Origin of the sequence: Aphanizomenon sp. UHCC 0183 (genome assembly GCF_009712065.1) — a bacterium.
Lineage (GTDB): Bacteria > Cyanobacteriota > Cyanobacteriia > Cyanobacteriales > Nostocaceae > Dolichospermum > Dolichospermum heterosporum.
The window spans coordinates 1-19,114 of sequence record NZ_VILC01000031.1; the positions used below are offsets into that span (position 1 = coordinate 1).

Sequence of the window (19,114 nt, forward strand, 5' to 3'; positions counted from 1 at the left end):
CCCCCGACTCCCCCGACTCCCCCGACTCCCCCGACTCCCCCTACTCCCCCGACTTCCCCATTTAATACTTAATCAGGGTTAATTCTCATTAAAGGCTGACCATATTCTACTGGTTCACCATTTTGAACTAAAATTTCCATCACCTGTCCAGAGACTTCGGCTTCAATTTCGTTCATTAGCTTCATAGCTTCAATGATACAGACACTTTGACCAGCTTTGACGCGATCGCCTACCTCCACAAACGCTGCTTCTCCTGGGGCTGGGGAACGGTAAAATGTCCCTACCATTGGTGATGGTACTTCAACTAATTTTTGATTAATTGGTGAAGAAGAATGAGGAGGTTGTGCGACTGAATTATCAACAACTTTATTGGTTACAGCCCCCTCAGTGGAACTTGGTAAGGCTGTAGATACCAACTGGGTTACACCAGCACTCACCACACCACTAACTGTTCCTGGAGCATTATTGCTAAAACTGACAGCTTTTCGGACTGTTAGCTCAAATTCATTATTTTTGAGGGTAACTTCCGCAATATCTGTTTGGGCAATAGTTACTAATAGCTGACGGATTTCATTAAAGTCTAATGTCACAATTATTTTACCTCGACCTAACTGTTAAATTAAAATTCTAAGTAAGGCAGGGATTTAATCCCTCTATAAAAAAGGGATTGAAATCATTAGCACCAATTTTAGATTTTGGACTTCGACTTCGCTCAGTCGAACGATTTTAGATTTTGGATTTTGTGGCAACTTTCCAGGTGATTAGGAACTCAATTGACATGAATTAAACTTATGCCACAACAGGGTTTTACCCCTGACGCTGACTCCTAATTCCTGACTCCTGCTGTATTCCTCACTATTCCAAATTGGTATCAAAAAAATAGGAAAATTATTCCCTGCCTAAATACTTATCTTCTCTGGTATCAATCTTAATCCGTTCCCCTTGGGCAATAAATAAAGGAACCATGATAGTTGCCCCAGTTTCCAGGATTGCGGGTTTAGTACCACCTGTAGCAGTATCACCTTTGACACCGGGATCTGTTTGCACAATTTCCAAAACTACAGAATTAGGAAGTTCTACTTCTAGGACTTGTTCGCCCCAGCGAATCACGTTAACTTCCATACCATCTTTGAGGTACTTGACGCGATCGCCAATTTGCGCTGAAGTTAATCTACCTTCCTCATAGGTTTCCATATCCATAAAGATAAACTCATCGCCTTCTTTATAGGTATGTTGCATCGTCACTTTTTCCAAAGTCGCTTGAGGAACGCTTTCCCCAGCCCGAAAAGTTTTTTCTAACTGTTTGCCAGTTTGGACATTTTTCAGTGTTGTCCGCACGAAGGCAGAACCCTTGCCTGGCTTAACGTGAAGGAAATCTATCACGCGCCAAACCGAACCATCTAATACAATTGAAACACCAGGTCGAAAGTCGTTACTAGAGATCATGAAACTTTCAAATTTTGCAAGACAATCGGCATTTATTGTACCCTTCCAGCGTCATAATTGGTTAGTTGTTATTTGTCAGTTGTTATTTGTCAGTTGTCAGTTGTTATTTGTCAGTTGTCAGTTGTCAGGGAAGAGGGAACAGGGAACAGGCAAAATTAATATTTCTTCCTCTGCCTCCCCTACTTCCCCTACTTCCCCTACTTCCCCTACTTCCCCTACTTCCCCTGCCTCTTCAATCCCTAGTCCCCCAATGTGGGAAGATAATCAATAAGTTACTTCCAGTCAACACTTTGATGCTGAAGAAAGGGAAATTTCATGTTGAACTTATTTAAGTCCTGGGTGAAGAACAGCCTAAAGGTAATATTGCTATTAACAATATTTTTAGGCATAAGTACGGCTGGGTGGACTCCCGCTAGTAACGCCGGCTTACCAGCAGGAAACGCAATTACCGACGGTAAGGCTTTGTTGCGCTATGCACTGCCAATAGATAATCAACCTGTACGTAAACTGCAAGCCAGTTTAGAGGATATTTCTAACCAACTGCGGGCAAATAAACGATGGGGTGCAGTTAATAATGACCTCAAGCAGGCATTGCGGATACTCGATAAACCTTCCCAAATATTAGCAAGCGTTCCGGAAGAACGCCAACCTCAAGCCGAAGCTTGGATGACTGAATTGAAATCTGGCATCATAGAACTGCAAGAAGTGGTTAAAACTAAACGAAAAGAACCCATTCTTGACGGTAGAGCTAAATTACTCAATCTTGTCAGTTTGTTAGAAGAATCAATGGTGAAGGAATTCCCCTTTGAAGTCCCGGCTGAGTATAGTAACTTACCTCAACTCAAAGGACGCGCTAGGATTGCTTTCAAAACTAATAAAGGTGATTTGACTGTAGTTGTAGATGGCTATAGCGCTCCCGTGACTGCTGGTAACTTTGTTGATTTGGTACAAAGAGGTTTTTATAACGGTTTAGAGTTCACCCGTTCGGAAGAATCTTACTTTCTCCAAACCGGAGATCCTGTAGGTAAGGAAGTCGGTTTTATTGACCCTCAAACTGGCAAATATCGGGCTGTTCCTTTAGAAATTTTGGTCAAGGGCGAAAAAGAACCAACCTACGGTATTACTCTCGAAGAAGCTGGGCGTTATTTAGATATGCCGGTTTTACCGTTTTCGTCTTTTGGTGCTTTAGTGATGGCACGTCCAGAAAATGAAGCTAATGGTGGTTCTTCTCAAGTTTTCTTTTTCCTTTTTGAACCAGAACTTACTCCCGCAGGACGTAATCTTTTAGATGGTCGTTATTCTGTATTTGGTTATTTGACTGAAGGTAGAGAGGTTTTAGATAAACTCAAAGCTGGTGATAAAATTGAATCAGCAACTGTTGTTAAAGGAATTGAAAATTTAGTTCAGCCTCAAGCAGCTTAATTAATTATTGAAGAAAAAGATCCCCGACTTCTTTAAGAAGTCGGGGATCTGACTCTTGCAGTGTTCACAAATCAAATAACGTCTTTCAATTAGTTCTTGAGTGTATCCATTATTTTCCTTAATTTAGCTAGAACGTTTTTTTCTAAACTTGTAGACCAACGATATTTATAATCTTCATGCTTGTATCTACTAACCTTTTCCTTGAGGTTTTCTATATATTCGATGAGTTCTGCCAAATCTTTTTCAGTTTTAACACCCCTAACAATACCAGCAGTTTTTAGGTAATAACTCCCTATTACATCTGCTTCTTCTTCTGAAGCATGATGATCTTTACGGTAATGGCGGATTTTACCATTCATTTCTTCAAAATAAGAGCCTAGACTTCTGACAAGAGCAAAATCTAGTTCATCTAGTTTTTTAGTTTCATAATTAATTTGTTCCTGAACTGATTTAGGAGAAGTGTCTGGTTCAGAAATAAAAGCAGAGGTTGGGATTGGATCAGAATTTTGAGATTCAGCATTACTAAAGATATACTCTAGAGTTTTTACACAATCCAGGAAAGATGATATATTGCGGGCAATTACCTGTTTCGTCTGAGTATTGATGATCGCATATCCAGAACCTTCATTAACTACAGCATATTGACCCTGTACTGTTACATAGGCGTTTGTGTTTATTCTTTTGATGTCACTCATTTGGTAAACTAAAAAAAATAACTATCTGTAGTATCCCCTAATTTCGACAAAAACTTGCATAACCAACCATTGTACCGGTTATCGCGCTTGATGCAATACAATTAAGAGGGCGCAGGCCCTGCGCCCCTACAGGCTTCTCCTAATCGTTTTAAAATTTGCAACACTTCAGCTAATTCATGTCGGCGGGGAAATAGGGAAAATGTGCGTGATACGTCATATTCAGGATTGTCTGTAATAGCTAGTTTAATAAATATAAATTCATCGCCATTTGTAGCCATACTAAATACTGATTTATCCCGGTGGGGAGTATAGTTAACATATAGGCTAATAACTGCGGTATTGCTGCGACAACTGGAATGCTATTTCGTTTAGATTCAACCACAAAAATCCAAAGTTTTTCCTGTACAACTAGGACATCAATAAAACCACGAATTGTTTCTTCTGGTTCTTCAATTTCTAAATTTATGCCATAGGGTGAACGAATTCGGTAAGGTGAATCTAGAAAACCTGCAAGTTCCAAAAGTGGTGAAACGACTAAAAGATTAATTGTCCCTTCTAATAATAGACCATCAATGCGATGATAATCATAACGCTGTTTAATGCGAGTAACACCCGATTGTTCTTGTGTATTAAGTTGGGGTAAGTCTGTCAACCATTCGTTAAAAAAGTTTTCATCTTCTGCTTGGTGTAAGTGACAACGAGTTTGTAAATCACTCAAACTTTTAATGGTATCTGTAATGCCAACAGTAGAAACCATCTCAATAGTCTCCTAGATGATACTTTTATTTTAATCTGTAAAGTAATGCGTAAATTTAATTATGAATAATAATTTATCTTCCCTGCGAGTTCGAGATATTGGTGAACAAGGTCTTTTAGAAAGATTACAACGTTTTTGTCCACCCGATATCATTGGTGATGATGCCGCAGTATTGGAAACTTTACCAAATCAATCTTTAATAGTGACCACAGATATGCTTGTTGACGGCGTGCATTTTAGCGATGTTACCACCTCTCCAGAGGATGCAGGTTGGCGGGCTGCGGCGGCGAATTTATCCGATTTAGCAGCAATGGGGGCAACTCCAATGGGAATAACTGTGGGACTAGGTTTACCGCCAGATGTAACTGTAAATTGGGTTGAGCGACTATATCAGGGCATGACAGAATGCTTATCAAAATATCATGTTCCCATAGTAGGTGGTGATATAGTGCGATCGCCCATTACCACTTTAGCAATTACCGCCTTTGGTCAAGCCAACCCCAATTTCATCATCCGTCGTGCGATCGCCCAAGTAGGAGATGCTATTGTGATCACAGGTATACATGGAGCGTCCCGTGCGGGTTTAGAATTACTCTTAAATCCCGAAATAGGTTACAACCTCAAAACAGCATCCAAGGCAGCCTTAATCACCGCCCACCAGCGCCCCAAGCCACGTTTAGATGTCTTACCCATACTCAAAGAAATTCTCACCTCCCCCTGCCCCCTGCCCCCTGCCCCCTGCCTTTTCCCTATCTCTGGCATGGATAGTAGCGACGGTTTAGCCGACGCAGTATTACAAATTTGCCGAGCCAGTCAAGTCGGTGCAGTTATAGAATCTAGTAAAATCCCCTTACCATCAGCCTTTGAAGAGTGGCTAACACCAGAAAAATCATTAGAATATGCCCTCTACGGTGGCGAAGATTTTGAATTGGTCTTGTGTTTACCACCCGAACCAGCATTAGCATTAGTGCAAAAACTAGGCACAAGTGCAGCCATAATTGGCACAATTACCCCAGGTTCAAACGTGATTTTACACCAAGAAAAAGCAGAAATCCCCGACCAAGTTCTCAGCCTCAGCCAGGGATTTCAACATTTTGCTCAGTAGGGGCGCAGTCCCTGCGCCCATTCCATGTAGGGGCGCAGGGCTTGCGCCCATTCCGTTAGTCAGTGGTCTTCAAACAAAGGACAACTGACAAAGAACAATTACGCCCATTTTTCAGCTACTAATTCCGCCAAATCAAGAACACGTTGGCTATAACCCCACTCATTGTCATACCATGCCATAACCTTCACCATGTCATTGCCCATAACAAGAGTCAAGCTGGCATCAACAACAGAAGATTCATCAGTACCTTGATAGTCAGAAGATACAAGTTCCAATTCGGTGTAACCCAAAATGCCTTTGAGAGGACCTTCAGCAGCCTCTTTCAGCGCTTGATTAACTTCTTCGGCAATAGTGCGCTTTTCAGTTTGCACTACAAAGTCCACCATAGAAACGTTAGGGGTTGGTACACGCAAAGCCACACCATTTAACTTACCCTTCAACTGAGGAAGTACCAAAGCTACTGCTTTTGCTGCACCTGTAGAAGTGGGAACAATGTTGATAGCTGCTGCTCTAGCCCGACGCAAATCACGGTGGGAAGCGTCTAGTAAACGCTGATCACCTGTGTAGCTGTGGGTAGTGGTCATTATGCCTTTAATGATACCAAATTTTTCATCTAATACCTTGGCAATGGGAGCTAAACAGTTGGTTGTACAACTAGCGTTACTGATGATGTTATGTTTGTTGTGGTCATAATCATGATGATTTACACCGACGACAAAAGTACCATCTTCATTTTTACCAGGGGCTGTAATCAAAACCTTTTTAGCCCCGGCATTTACGTGCCTCATTGCCCCTTCTTTGCTGGTAAAAACACCTGTTGATTCGATAATCAGGTCAATTCCCCATTCTTTCCAGGGCAAGTTATCTGGGTTGCGATCAGATACGCATTTAATTGTATTTCCATTAATTGTGATGGAGTTATCATCAGCACTAATATCTACACCTTTCAATTTGCCTAGCATGGAGTCATATCTAAGCAGGTGAGCATTAGTTCTAGGGTCGGATGTGTCATTAATCCCGACCAGTTGGATATTGCTATTTTCTCTTCCCACCCAGCAGCGGGCAAAGTTACGTCCAATGCGCCCGAAACCGTTAATTGCAACTCTAATCACTGTGTCTTGCCCTCTGTATTTATGCCTATAAGTTGATATCGTTGACCCCAATCATATCGCAAAGAGGGTGGCCATTTATAACCAGAAAGTTTTAGATCAACAAAAAAATACAGAAAGGAGTTCAGAGTTCGGGGTTCAGAGTTCGGAGTTCGGAGTCAGGAGTTAGAAAGAAGAAGAAAATTCTTCCCCTGTTCCCTGTTTCCAATGATGATTTTTATAAATTGAACAATAATTTCACTACCAATGTACTATTGTAGTCAATTCCGACAGAGGCTTTTAGTAAGTGATGCAAGTTGCTGTCTTTAAACCCATGCTACTTAGTTCTAAAACAATCATAACAAAATGTATTTAAATTTACACAATTTTCTTTCCCGATGTAGCAGAAATTTTCAGAATAATCTTATGGGCAGATTAAAAACAGCAAGAATTTTCGACCGGGGGGTAATCTGGCTCACAGAGCAAAACGAAAGTCAAAATTTAATCATTCAGCAGGGATGAATATTTTGGATGGCATAGTTAGGATCTGTAACAATCAAAATCCTGTTATGATACGCGTGTCTTATGTGGTTCTGGTGTGGTGTGGTGTAAGAGGTAAATAAAAATGAGTAATTCTATAGATTTTAGTGGCAGACCATTTCATTTCATTGGGATTGGTGGGATTGGAATGTCTGCTTTGGCTTATGTTCTAACTAAACGCCAATTGCCAGTATCCGGTTCAGATTTACGTGCTAACCATATTACGCACAAGTTAGAATCCCTGGGCGCTCACATTTTCAGTAAACAAGAAGCCAATAATTTGGCATTTTTTCTGTCAGAAGTAACGGCTAATACCGTACCATTAACTGCTCCAGAAAAGTTGTCTGCTGTGAAAACCGCTTTACCCCAAGTGATTTGTTCTACAGCTATTAATGCTAATAATTTGGAGTATAAAGCGGCTCTAGAATTAGGTTGCCCCATTTGGCATCGTTCTGATGTTCTCGCGGCTTTGATTGCTGATTACTACAGTATTGCTGTAGCAGGAACTCATGGCAAGACCACTACTAGTAGTATGATTGGTTATATGCTATTGCAAGCTGGGCTTGATCCGACAATTTTGGTCGGTGGTGAAGTTAAGGCTTGGGAAGGTAATGCTAGAATGGGTGCAAGCCGTTATTTAGTAGCAGAGGCAGATGAGTCCGATGGTTCTCTGGTAAAACACGCTCCAGAGATTGGTATTATTACTAATATTGAATTAGATCATCCTGACCACTATGAGACATTGGAAGAGGTGGTTGATACCTTCCAAACCTTTGCTCAAGGTTGCAAAACTTTGGTGGGTAGCATTGATTGTGAGACAGTGCGTGATAGGTTTAAACCAACCATTACCTATAGTCTTTACCCAGATAAAGGTGCTGATTACACCGTTACCAATATAGATTATCGTGCTGATGGCACAACAGCTTTGGTATGGGAAAAGGGTAAAGCTTTGGGTTTGTTAAATTTACAGCTATTGAGTCATCATAACCTCAGCAATTCTCTAGCAGCAGTAGCTGTGGGTAGAGTTTTGGGATTAGAATTTGGAGAAATTGCCCAAGGTATTGCTACATTTGAAGGTGCAAGACGACGGTTTGAGTTCCGAGGTGAGGCGGCTGGGGTGACTTTTATTGATGATTATGCCCATCATCCTAGTGAAATTCGCGCTACTTTAGCCGCTGCTCGTCTTCAAGCTAGACCGGGACAGAGGGTAGTTGCTATCTTCCAACCTCATCGTTATACGCGGACATTAACGTTTTTAGAAGAGTTTGCTGAGTCTTTTACTCATGCTGATTTAGTTGTGCTGACGGATATTTACAGTGCGGGTGAACCTGATTTAGGACAAGTGAGTGGACAGGATTTAGCTACTGCGATTAGTAAACACAATCCTGAAGTGGTTTATCAACAAACTTTATCTTTGGTTAGTGAGTTTTTACGGCAAACCTTATGTCCGGGGGATTTGGCACTGTTTTTAGGTGCGGGTAACTTAAATCAGGCTATTCCGGAACTGATTACCATCATGAGTGAACCAGCGATCGCCACTTCTTAGACTAAGAACTTCACTCTAGTAGTGTTGTCATCAATTCACTGCCATGGACAAAGATTCACCGATTCAGGAATAAAACCCTGTTGTCTTCTAAGTTTCACAGTTAATTGATGTCCTCACTATCTTGTCTGTTGCTATAAATAACAAATGTCAAAAATTCACTAATTGAAGTAAAAATGATAACTTCCCAGGGATTTGGCAAAATCTGCGAATTTTCTAATTTCACTCCACAACTGCAAACAAAAGATAATGTGGATAATAGTAAATTAATTTACCTACCAGGGACGAATTGCCCTTTAAAAACCCATACTTCTTTGTCAGCGTTTACTTCTTATCGAGTTGGTGGAGAGGCTGAGTGCTATGTTTCTCCCTATGATTTAGAGGCGTTACAAGTAAGTATTGAGTATGCAAAAGAAAATAATTTAGCAATCACAGTATTGGGTGCTGGTTCTAATTTGTTGGTGAGCGATCGCGGCATACCCGGTCTAGTCATCGCCACTCGTCATCTCCGGTCTAAAAACTTTGACCCAGCTACAGGTCAATTAACTGTATCCGCCGGAGAACCCATTCCTACTCTAGCATGGGAAGCAGCCGCTTTAGGATGGGAAGGATTAGAATGGGCTGTGGGTATTCCTGGAACTGTAGGCGGTGCAGTGGTAATGAATGCTGGAGCGCACAATAGCTGTATCGCAGATATGTTGGTTAGCGCTCAAGTTCTTTCTCCAGATGGAACTCTGGCAACTCTCACCCCGGAGGAATTAGGTTACACATACAGGAGTTCACTCCTCCAAGGTCGTAAGCGGATTGTAACTCAAGCCACCTTCCAACTGCAACCAGGAGCAGATCCTGTGCAAGTGACAGCTAGAACTAAGGAACATAAAAAACACCGACTCAGCACTCAACCCTACAGCTATCCTAGTTGTGGCAGTGTGTTTAGAAATCCTAAACCTTATTCTGCTGGTTGGTTAATTGAACAAACCGGACTCAAGGGTTATCAATTAGGAGGAGCGCAAGTCGCCCAACTTCATGCTAATTTTATCGTCAATCGGGGAGGAGCTAAAGCCAGCGATATTTTCTCCCTTATTCGTCATGTTCAAAATGAGGTGCAAGAACGCTGGTCAATTTGGCTAGAACCAGAAGTGAAAATGTTGGGTGAGTTTCACAAGCAGGTTGCTAAATAAAGGCAATAGGCAATAGGCAAGAGGCAAGAGTAATTAAATTACCAATTACCAATTACCAATTACCAATCACCCATCACCAATGACTAATCGCATCTATAATTGAATTTGATTTCTAAACAACCGTACAGCGGATAACCAGTTATGGCAGAAAAAGGACAGGGATTTGGCTTTGGCTTAGGCAAAATGAAAGAACTAGCCGAAGCATTTAAAAAAGCGCAACAAGTTCAAGAAGGTGCAAAGCGTCTTCAAGAAGAATTGGAGCAAATGGAGATTCTTGGAGAATCTGGTGGTGGACTTGTTAAAGTCGTCGTCAGTGGCAACCAAGAACCCAAACGAGTAGAAATTGCTCCATCTGCTTTAGAAGAAGGTCCAGAAGTGCTTTCTGATTTAGTCGCGGCGGCGATGAAAGATGCCTATAAAAAGTCCACCGAAACCATGCGAGAACGTATGGAAGATCTAACCAGTGGACTGGAATTACCTGGAATGTAGTCACTCAATTTTGGATTGACGATTTTGGATTTTGGATTTGGGATTGACTCCAACCTAAAGTGTAGAAGCTCAAAAATTTTGGCTTTGGGATTGACGTTAGCGAAGCGAGTATTGTTCCGTTATCAAGAATGGGGACTCGTACCAAATTTTTTTATCTAAAATCTAAAATCTAAAATTCCCGGTCAGTGGTCAGGAGTGTAAAATAACTGGCAACTGACACAAAGCTAAAACTTAAATCAAAATATTATGCCTTATAAGCTACTGTTTGTCTGCCTTGGTAATATTTGCCGATCGCCATCGGCTGAAAATATTATGAATCATCTCATTGACCAAGCCAGGTTAAATAATACAATTCTTTGCGATTCTGCCGGTACTGCTGGTTATCACATTGGTGCAGCACCGGATCGACGCATGAGTGCCGCAGCAGAGAATAAGTTAGGATTTAAACTCATTGGACAAGCTCGGCAATTTCAAATCCGTGACTTTCAAGAGTTTGATTTGATTTTGGCAATGGATCGTAATAATTATGATGATATCCTCGCTGTTGACCGCTCTGGGCAATATCATTCTAAAGTTAGGTTGATGTGTGATTTTTGCTCTACACACACCCTCAAGGAAGTCCCAGACCCCTATTATGGCGGGGTTGAGGGCTTTAATCATGTGATAGATTTATTGATGGATGCCTGTGAAGGTCTATTGAAACATATCACTGAGAATTAAAAATATCATCATTCCCAGATCCTCAGATCCCAACTTCTTAAAGAAGTCGGGGATTTAACGTAGGGGTAGCGCCCCCGGTATTTGGGGCATTGCCTTTAATCCCGCTTGGACAAAGTTAGCAATTTTTGATTCATCTTCAACAAATAGGATGTTCATAGATAATTAAAAATTAAGGGATGAAAGAATTAAGAATGTGTTGTTTACTGAAGATATCAGCGTTGATTTAATAGATGGACGCACAATTACAGTACCATTAGTTTGGTATCCAAAACTGCTTAATGCTACTCCTGAACAACGATTAAAATGGGAAACCTGCGGAGGTGGTTACGGTATTCATTGGGAAGAAATTGACGAAGACCTCAGCACAGAAGGTATGTTACGTGGCGCACCTGCACCAAGGAGTAAAATAGTCAGTTAAGGAATGTGAATTAAATAAGGTGCAAAAGTAGGGTGTGTTAGCGACAGCGTAACGCACCATTCCAGGTTACATCAGAATTGCAGGTTATTAAATTTGCGTTCCTTACCATATCCCGTACAGTAGAGTAAGAAGTTTTAGATTTGTGAGATGAACCCTAAACTTGGTGAAATTTGGCTTACTGATTTAGGTATAGCTGCAAAAATACGTCGAATTATCATGGTATCTTGTGATGACCCAGATCCACTATGAGCCTTGGTGATTTATGTACTACTAACCACCCAAAATCAGGTAAGTTTTTATGCTGAATAATTGCTCTCCATTCTACATCAAAAATGTATTAGCAAAGCGCACCAAAGGTATCGCACTTACTTCCATTTATTGTTAAACTAGGAATATAACTTGAAAATATCAAATACAATGTCTAATCATTCTTCAGTTATAAGTGTGTCTCCTGAAATTATGAGTGGTACTCCTGTTTTTACGGGAACAAGAGTTCCTATCCAAACACTGTTAGATTATTTAACAGCAGGAGATTCAATAGATGATTTTTTAGATGGTTTTCCCACTGTTACTAGGGAACAAGTAATTACATTCCTAGAGGAAGCAGGAAAACAAATGATTAGTAAGGTATCGCTCTTACTCTTTTATTAAACACTCTTATTCCAATACTCTAAACCATTGACAATCACATCTTCCAACCACTTCTTAAAACGTTCTGTCAGATTACTCTCTTCATCAGCATAAGAAAACTGAAATAGAGAATCTGTTAAGGCTTGGATATCACTAATATTTCTACTAATATTTCGTTCACCTTCTCCAGTATTATCTCTATGGTATGCACAAGCAGAACAAGCAAGTAATCCGAGATACTCGTGTCCTACTGCATGAAAAGAAAGTAGAATTGTTGTTGATGATTCTACATTGATCACCAATTGTATCCAACTGTGATAGGGGCTAAGATTAGCAAAGTAGCCTAATTGTTTAGCTGTTTCTACAACTTGAAAGCGATGATAGTATGATTTAGAATCTTCGGATGCAGCCGTAACTGTAAAACTCTCAGCATCACTTACTAGATTTTGCACAGATAACTTAATTTCGGTAGCGATATCTTGTAAACGAACAGATGCGATTTTAAACAAATTTTCTGCAAAACCTTCAACTTTTTGACGGCGTTCTGGAATGGTGGCTGATTTATTTTGCTTGATTTTGTTAGCGATGGAAGCAATAACAGCTTGAGCGCGTCTTGTTTCTGCTAAAACCTGTTCAGATAAACCAAGGCTACGAATAAATGACTGTTTTTGACTTTTAGCAAACAAGTTAATCAAGTTTGATAAGTCACCTTTATCTGCTTGTTCTGAAGCTCCAATATAAGCTGCTCTCTCGTCACCTGTAACAACCAAAGGAAACCATCCAGCTTGTATAAAAACTAAACTAGCAAGACAGCGAGCCACTCGACCATTACCATCTTGAAAGGGATGAATTTGTGTGAAGCGATGATGTAACCACGCTGCTTCAACTTCAGGAGGAATTTTTGCTATTTGATGTTCATGATGCCATTGAATCAAATTATCCATTTCAGAAGCGACCTGTTCTGGAGGGCAATATTCATCTATAGAGCCATCTTTTCTTTGTGGATTATTGGGTTGCTTCTTCCAGTCACCTCTGTTCAGATCAACACGAATAATTTGTCCTGTTTGTGTTTTTGCCTCTGTTGTATATTGATTCTGAGTGAGAAGTTGGTGTAACCCTTTGATGTAGGAAGTAGATAAACTTCTCTGTCGACCAACAAAATCAAATAATTCTTCGACCGCTGCTTCTTGATCTTGGATGAGAGATACAATTTGTCTGGTTGGGGGATTGGCAGAATTATTAGGATTATGAGCAATAAGAGCCTCATTAATTCCTTGTTCAATTAGTACACGAGTTATTCCTCTGTCTAGGGTATATAGTCCTTCAATAATTCCAGTTTCAATAGCAATCTCTCGACACAACCTTTCCATAAAGGTTTTGAATTCTCCAGAGGAACGCAGTCGTTCTGCTTGTTCATTCCAAACAGTGACTAAAGGTGGTAACTCGGAACTTGCTAAATCTTCCCAATTGGATGGTAAATTTTCTATTGGTTGCCACTGCATGAATAATCTCCAAAAAATTGATAGTACGGTAAAAAAACTTACAATTGTGTAGTCTCAGATATGGTGAGAAACATCAAACTTTTTTGTTCAAATCACTAATCTTCTATTAATTGAAAATACTTATTAGTATAATTTCTTTTCAAATAATCTTTGAATTCTGAATTAGGCATCTTGTTTACAATGTCTTGCACTGTTTTAGCTGCTGTATTACAAGCCCATTTAGCAGCAGCAGGTGTACTAATCCTTTCCAATAAAGGCACAGGACAATCTTTATTAATAACAGGATTTTTGTAAGTGCTTGGTTCACGAAGAATATTTAGTCCTGATAGTTTGTTTAAAATTGTCCTCTTTGAAGAAGGAAGATCATCACTATCAAGGTTTAAAGTATATTCATCCTTAGGCTTGAGATGAACTAATTCGTTACGCAGATTGAATAGAGTAACAAAATCTTGGTAGGGTTGAATACCTTGCTTTGGTCTTTTACCTGATATAGCTATGTAAGTTACCTCAAGCTTGAGTTTTATTTGTCCATTATATTCCTCAACGGTGGTTAATAGTGTTGCAAGTTTTTTTGCAACATCTTCTGGTTCTTCTTCTGGTTTTATATATGCTGTAGCTAGTTCCGGCAATTCATTTAGAAATGCCTCAATGGACATAGCTGAAAACAAAATAGCGGGAATTGCATCACTAATTCCGCGATCATTGTGAATCGTAGAATTCAAAAGGTAATCATTTTTTGCTTTATCGTGCAGAGGACCAGCATTTAGATGGAATAGAGTTACTATGTTGTCCATAATCTCCTTAAAGTAAACGGTTCTTCGGTTATTTTTATGGAAAACCTGGTTCAAAATCATTGAAAGCCTTATTGTGTAGGCATTTCATTGAAAATATGGAAACAATTGTTTATAACCCTTGTCCCGTAAGGGTTTTGTTATCATCAATCCTCAATTACCATAAAAGAGACGCAAGAGCCAAAAGAATTTGATGTTTTTATTACAGTTGATAGGAATTTATCTTTTCAACAAAATTTGTCTCAGTTCGATATTGCTGTAGTTGTTTTACAAGCATCTTCTAATAGATTAATGGATCTGAAACCTTTAGTTCCAAAAGTTTTAGATATTTTATCTAAAGTAGTGAAAGGTCAAGCTGTAGTTGTTAGTCTTGAATGATAAGGCGATTCCTGCGGATCGCTTCGCTATCGCTCTCACTCTACATTAGAAATGCGATATTACCCAATAATTAAGGCTGTGACTGCAACCAACCTAAAAAGTCTGTCGTTTTTGCAAAATATTTTTGTATACCTACTTTCTGTAATATTTGTTTAATTTCTTTTGTACCAAAGTCGTTAGAATTTCCACTCAAAAAAACTTTCTGCTCATTTAAAGATGTTTGTGCATGATCAAGAATACAATGTAAAATTAAATTGTCTGTAGGATCAGTAATAAGTAAATTATCCAGACTTGCACTGAGTATATCTGGTTTTAATTGTATTAGTTCTACAGAATTTTTAGCCCATTCTAAAATGTCAAAAAGACGAGTATTAATCTCATTAATTCTCTCATTATTCTTAATTATTGCTTGCTCTAGACATCGTTTAATTTCTCTAGAGTATTGAGAGTTAACATCTCCTTTAAGTTTTCTTACTTCATCCTTTAGGTTATCCCCAAACCGATTACTTCTGTTGCGCTCACTTTCTAGTACAGATAGAGCTTCCATACAACAAATTGCAGGAGTTATTATTTTAAGTCTTGTTGTTACTTCAGGATTTTGAGAGTAGACTAAGTTCTCAGTTTCTTGATCTTGGTTTTTTGCAAAATCAATAAAAAAATTTGTTTCTATATAAAGCGTAATCATTAAATTTGCTAACCTTTATTGTGCTGCATCAGCAATTTTATCTACAAAACCTATCTGAGTTAGTTCTTTTGATTTTGGTGGATTATCTGTTTTCCAATTATCAGCCAAATCTCTCAACCATCCTTCAACTAATGTTTCGAGATAATATTCAAAAATCCTCTTCTTATGACTAAATTCTGGATCATATTCAGATAAAACTTCATGAGTTGGAAAAGTGTAAATAGTTTTGAGATTTTCACCATCCCATTGAAAAATTTTAATTTCTTCACGGGTAGCAGTCATAGCATAAGGAATTATAACTTTATTATGTTCATACTCAAACTTGAGGATATCTTCGACTTTGGCAGTAATATCTTCTACAATATTTCTAGCTCTAACTTTTGATACTAAAAGTTTATTTCCGTTTTTATCCCAAGCTGTAATGTCAGATAGTTCTATTGTTTTGTTACTAAGCTGTGTAACGTCCATTTTTTTAATCCTCGTGACATTGACTATTGCAATATCTTCATTATAAATGCGATTCCTGCGGAGCGCTTCGCTATGGCTCTTAACACTACATCAGAAATACGTTAGTGTAGCTCACAGTCTGGTAAAATTTATCCTATTTATTCTATTGAGAATCATCAAAAACAGAGGGAAGATTACGACGACCACCTACTACCCGCAAAATTTCAATTCCATCATCCAAGACCCTATAAAAAATTATATAGCCTTCAATCAGTAATCCTCGTAAATCAGCACGTATTTCTGAGTAGCTTTTACCACTGTTTGGAAAGGAAACTAATTGTTGACATTTGCGATTAAATTCCTGAAAAAATTTTTCACCTGCTTCTAGGTTGTTTTGTGAGAAGTATTCAGCAATTTCGCTCGCTCAGGTCACGACTAGCGAGAATATTAATAACGTAACGATTCATTTTTGTATCTGTCCCTGTTGCTGAAAACGATCTAAAATTTGATTTACAAATGTTTCACCGTCAATAGGTGCTGTGTGTTCTGAAATTGCAATAGCAGCATCAATTTTTTCGCGCACTTCCTTAACCCATGCTGTCTCAGAACGATCATACTCATCTAGCAACTTGAGAGCGATTTCTAGGACTTCTTCTACAGAATGGTATTTCCCAGTTTGCAGCTTTGTTTCAATAAAGCGTTCTTGCTTAGGTGTAAGACTAATGCTCATAATAAATTTTGATTAAGTTGGCTATACATAATAAATATTGTAATATAATTCCAAAAATTTAATTATTTTCAAGGTGTTAGTGAAGCTTACCGTTCACGGTAGCGTTTTAAAGATAAGGTATCGCTCTTAATTTTACATCAGATAATGCGATTCCTGCGGAGCGCTTCGCTATCGCTCTTAACTCTACACCAGAAATGCGATCGCTTTAAGATTATAGGCGTTGCTAATTACAAGTATGAATTTGTTTCGCGCAAAGGCGCAAAGAGGAAGATTTTGAGAAATTTAATTCTTGACTTTTATACCTCAATTCAGCAACGCCAGATTATAAAGCTGACTTTTCCCGTTATCTTTCCAGTTGAGCAATTGCTTATTAGAACCCATGTCCCAAAGTCCTATTTTTTCGTTAATTATTCTCATTAAAGATCGTTTATTGAGAATTGGGCTTTATTCCAAAACCCTTATTATTTGGACGTTTCGGGACTTAACGGGAAAAGTCAGGATTATAAAGGTGGTAAACCTAGTTCCATCCATAATTGTTTCATATATGTATTTAATTTCCTCAAAACATAGTCAGCCATATTACCGGGAGTATTGTCATTTGTATAACAAAACTCTAAACAAATATATTTATTATTATGAACATTAATTAATATGTCTGGTCTAATTGTTGGTAAAAATGGATGGATCTTTTCACAACTCAATTCTAAATTAGATTGGTCTTGAATAAATATCTCATCGAGAGCATAATATAAAGCCTTATTAAAACGTTGATCACTTATTACTTTTTTGTATACATTGTCGTTGAATTTATCAAATGGTTCGGTTGCTGTTTTTAATGCTTGTTTTACAGGCCCACTTTTCCGTTTCCCTACAGTCATTGAACGACCTGATAACTGAAAATATAGAGGAGTTACAGCTAATCTATCTTTAGCGTGTTGTTTACTAATCCAAGATTCAGGAACTTTATAATCATTGATAAATTCTTCTTTTGATATATTTAACCCTGCTTCTTTAGAATAAGCTGCTATACAACCAACCAAAGCATTCGTAGGTAAATACATAATTTTAGTTGTCAGTATACCATTTAATGCAAGATTAAGACGATCAGAAGACCAATCAGCCCTTCTTTGAGTATGTCCACTTATATATGTATAAAGTGCTTTAAACTCAGCATTCCACATTTCATCTATAAAATCGTAAGACTGTTTAGCAAATTGAGCAACAGTATTTTCTGCTTCTGGGTAACAAAATATAAACCAAACTTCTGTAGGTCGAGGAACACTTCTAACTATCTTACTAAGATAATCGGTTTTTCGTTCCCAGATACTTATTACATCATTTAAATAATCTCTGATTAAATGTTTTTCCTTGGGTTTGTTTTCGTATTTATTTTTCAAATCCTCAAAGTCATTATCATTTAATTGAAAATCATAGCAAGTTTTACCATTATTAAAAATTTGAATAGTTCTTTTTGCAATATTTGGGTATTCTTGAATTAGTGGACCAGTAAAATCTATAAATGGAATTGTTCTATGAAACATTGTGCTAGAAAAACTTTTTGCAAAACCTTGCATAGTTTGTAAATCATTCTTTTCTGTTACAGGCCAAATAATAATAATTGGATATTGACGCAGCAATCCGTTTAAATCTCTAAAGAAACCTTTTACTTAATTACCATCTTCATCATCTAAACTTTCTAAATAATCAATAACAATACACAGTTTATTCGTATCATTATCTTTATTTTCCATAAAGAAATTATTTGAGATGCTATCTATGCGCTTAAATAATTTTGTTAATTTGGCAATAGATTCATTATCATCAATTATTAATTTACGTGCATCTATAGATTCGATTTTTTGAATTGGTATATGCTTTCTAAATTCCAATGAACTTATAAAAGTTGATTTACCCACACCAGAAGTTCCATACAAGAATAAAAGATATCCAGATAAATCTATATCACTGACAACTTGTATAATTTTTTCTTCAAACTCTGTAACGGGAACAATCAATTCTGCCATTCTGGCCATGTTTGTACCAATTAATTTAACTATATCTTCAAATTTTATAGGTATAACTAATTTTTTAGTTTCTTCAGCATCTTGACTTCTATTTAATACATTTTGCAATTTGGGATTCTCTATGCAATTGCTATTTAAGTCTATTATGTTAGATTTCAATAAATTATTGTTTTTATTAAAATCTAAATTTTGTTTATTATTGGATGATATTTCGTCATTATTGCTTTGACTATCATTAGATTGTCTAATGCTATCTGATATACTATTGATAATCCTGAACCTGGTACAGGAGTCGCCCGCAGTTTACGAGAACATAGTCAGTAACCCAGCCCTAAAGGGACTGGGCTTGCAAGAGTAATCAAGCAAGCCGTACTGACCAGACCACCCTGAGCGTTGTCGAAGGGTAGCCGTTATTTGAGTCACGACACCTCGGAATGCGTTCGCGCCAGCGTGCCGTCAGGCATAGCTAGTTCCCCGCTCTGTCGCTTGTGATTAAACAGTTCTAAGGTCACTGGAACAGTGT

General features: G+C 38.3%; 22 protein-coding genes. 9 read left to right on the top strand and 13 right to left on the bottom strand.

Features of this window, described 5'->3' with window-relative positions:
- Window positions 1-68 precede the first annotated feature (68 nt).
- Both accB and efp read right to left on the bottom strand, forming a co-directional pair.
- On the bottom strand, window positions 69-590 hold the full coding sequence (gene accB / locus FJR37_RS12580) for an acetyl-CoA carboxylase biotin carboxyl carrier protein (RefSeq protein WP_039201845.1): 522 nt from the start codon (window positions 588-590) through the stop codon (window positions 69-71).
- A gap of 298 nt (window positions 591-888) precedes the next feature.
- Window positions 889-1,446, bottom strand: a complete 558-nt coding sequence (gene efp / locus FJR37_RS12585; protein WP_096665417.1) for an elongation factor P — start codon at window positions 1,444-1,446, stop codon at window positions 889-891.
- 315 nt (window positions 1,447-1,761) lie between these two features.
- Between efp and FJR37_RS12590 the strand changes: the two genes are divergently transcribed.
- Entirely contained in the window at window positions 1,762-2,868 is a 1,107-nt protein-coding gene (locus tag FJR37_RS12590) for a peptidylprolyl isomerase (protein ID WP_168466173.1), read from the top strand.
- Window positions 2,869-2,957: 89 nt separating this feature from the next.
- Here the strand turns inward: FJR37_RS12590 and FJR37_RS12595 are convergent, their stop codons facing one another.
- Window positions 2,958-3,563, bottom strand: a complete 606-nt coding sequence (locus FJR37_RS12595) for a hypothetical protein (RefSeq protein ID WP_168466174.1) — start codon at window positions 3,561-3,563, stop codon at window positions 2,958-2,960.
- A gap of 238 nt (window positions 3,564-3,801) precedes the next feature.
- Window positions 3,802-4,320, bottom strand: coding sequence for a type I restriction endonuclease subunit R (locus FJR37_RS12605; RefSeq protein WP_168466176.1), 519 nt, complete (start codon window positions 4,318-4,320; stop codon window positions 3,802-3,804).
- Window positions 4,321-4,381: 61 nt separating this feature from the next.
- Between FJR37_RS12605 and thiL the strand changes: the two genes are divergently transcribed.
- Complete coding sequence (thiL, locus tag FJR37_RS12610) at window positions 4,382-5,425, top strand: thiamine-phosphate kinase (protein WP_168466177.1); 1,044 nt, start codon at window positions 4,382-4,384, stop codon at window positions 5,423-5,425.
- A gap of 98 nt (window positions 5,426-5,523) precedes the next feature.
- Here the strand turns inward: thiL and FJR37_RS12615 are convergent, their stop codons facing one another.
- The gene (locus tag FJR37_RS12615) at window positions 5,524-6,537 is read right to left on the bottom strand and encodes a type I glyceraldehyde-3-phosphate dehydrogenase (RefSeq protein ID WP_039200023.1); all 1,014 of its coding nucleotides are present in this window, start codon (window positions 6,535-6,537) and stop codon (window positions 5,524-5,526) included.
- Between the two features lie 601 nt (window positions 6,538-7,138).
- On the opposite strand from FJR37_RS12615, the gene murC reads away from it, so the two are divergent.
- From murC to FJR37_RS12645, 6 genes are all read left to right on the top strand, one after another.
- Entirely contained in the window at window positions 7,139-8,599 is a 1,461-nt protein-coding gene (gene murC / locus FJR37_RS12620) for a UDP-N-acetylmuramate--L-alanine ligase (RefSeq protein WP_168466178.1), read from the top strand.
- A gap of 173 nt (window positions 8,600-8,772) precedes the next feature.
- Window positions 8,773-9,777: a UDP-N-acetylmuramate dehydrogenase gene (gene murB, locus FJR37_RS12625; protein WP_039200021.1), complete on the top strand. Its 1,005-nt coding sequence runs from the start codon at window positions 8,773-8,775 to the stop codon at window positions 9,775-9,777.
- 141 nt (window positions 9,778-9,918) lie between these two features.
- Window positions 9,919-10,266, top strand: coding sequence for a YbaB/EbfC family nucleoid-associated protein (locus FJR37_RS12630; RefSeq protein ID WP_168466179.1), 348 nt, complete (start codon window positions 9,919-9,921; stop codon window positions 10,264-10,266).
- A gap of 246 nt (window positions 10,267-10,512) precedes the next feature.
- Window positions 10,513-10,986: a low molecular weight protein-tyrosine-phosphatase gene (locus tag FJR37_RS12635; RefSeq protein WP_168466180.1), complete on the top strand. Its 474-nt coding sequence runs from the start codon at window positions 10,513-10,515 to the stop codon at window positions 10,984-10,986.
- Between the two features lie 193 nt (window positions 10,987-11,179).
- Window positions 11,180-11,404, top strand: coding sequence for a DUF2442 domain-containing protein (locus FJR37_RS12640; RefSeq protein ID WP_235334539.1), 225 nt, complete (start codon window positions 11,180-11,182; stop codon window positions 11,402-11,404).
- A 417-nt stretch (window positions 11,405-11,821) separates the two neighbouring features.
- Window positions 11,822-12,055, top strand: a complete 234-nt coding sequence (locus tag FJR37_RS12645; RefSeq protein WP_039200015.1) for a DUF433 domain-containing protein — start codon at window positions 11,822-11,824, stop codon at window positions 12,053-12,055.
- Here the strand turns inward: FJR37_RS12645 and FJR37_RS12650 are convergent.
- Window positions 12,052-13,536, bottom strand: a complete 1,485-nt coding sequence (locus tag FJR37_RS12650; RefSeq protein ID WP_039200013.1) for a Fic family protein — start codon at window positions 13,534-13,536, stop codon at window positions 12,052-12,054. The genes FJR37_RS12645 and FJR37_RS12650 overlap by 4 nt on opposite strands.
- A gap of 95 nt (window positions 13,537-13,631) precedes the next feature.
- On the bottom strand, window positions 13,632-14,330 hold the full coding sequence (locus FJR37_RS12655; RefSeq protein ID WP_168466181.1) for a hypothetical protein: 699 nt from the start codon (window positions 14,328-14,330) through the stop codon (window positions 13,632-13,634).
- Window positions 14,331-14,564: 234 nt separating this feature from the next.
- Here FJR37_RS12655 and FJR37_RS12660 point away from each other — a divergent pair, with 234 nt between their 5' ends.
- Entirely contained in the window at window positions 14,565-14,705 is a 141-nt protein-coding gene (locus FJR37_RS12660; protein ID WP_235334535.1) for a hypothetical protein, read from the top strand.
- A 70-nt stretch (window positions 14,706-14,775) separates the two neighbouring features.
- Here FJR37_RS12660 and FJR37_RS12665 read toward each other — a convergent pair whose 3' ends face one another.
- From FJR37_RS12665 to FJR37_RS26470, 6 genes are all read right to left on the bottom strand, one after another.
- The gene (locus FJR37_RS12665) at window positions 14,776-15,390 is read right to left on the bottom strand and encodes a PIN domain-containing protein (RefSeq protein ID WP_168466182.1); all 615 of its coding nucleotides are present in this window, start codon (window positions 15,388-15,390) and stop codon (window positions 14,776-14,778) included.
- 15 nt (window positions 15,391-15,405) lie between these two features.
- Window positions 15,406-15,858 (bottom strand): hypothetical protein, encoded by a 453-nt coding sequence (locus FJR37_RS12670; RefSeq protein WP_168466183.1) that lies wholly within the window; start codon window positions 15,856-15,858, stop codon window positions 15,406-15,408.
- Between the two features lie 142 nt (window positions 15,859-16,000).
- Window positions 16,001-16,252 carry a type II toxin-antitoxin system RelE/ParE family toxin gene (locus FJR37_RS12675; protein ID WP_340626548.1) on the bottom strand — a complete coding sequence of 84 codons (252 nt, stop codon included), beginning with the start codon at window positions 16,250-16,252 and terminating at the stop codon, window positions 16,001-16,003.
- A gap of 48 nt (window positions 16,253-16,300) precedes the next feature.
- The gene (locus FJR37_RS12680) at window positions 16,301-16,567 is read right to left on the bottom strand and encodes a type II toxin-antitoxin system ParD family antitoxin (protein ID WP_039200006.1); all 267 of its coding nucleotides are present in this window, start codon (window positions 16,565-16,567) and stop codon (window positions 16,301-16,303) included.
- A 500-nt stretch (window positions 16,568-17,067) separates the two neighbouring features.
- Complete coding sequence (locus FJR37_RS12685) at window positions 17,068-18,204, bottom strand: hypothetical protein (RefSeq protein ID WP_217355261.1); 1,137 nt, start codon at window positions 18,202-18,204, stop codon at window positions 17,068-17,070.
- Between the two features lie 30 nt (window positions 18,205-18,234).
- Window positions 18,235-18,699 (bottom strand): hypothetical protein, encoded by a 465-nt coding sequence (locus FJR37_RS26470; protein ID WP_217355262.1) that lies wholly within the window; start codon window positions 18,697-18,699, stop codon window positions 18,235-18,237.
- Window positions 18,700-19,114 lie beyond the last annotated feature (415 nt).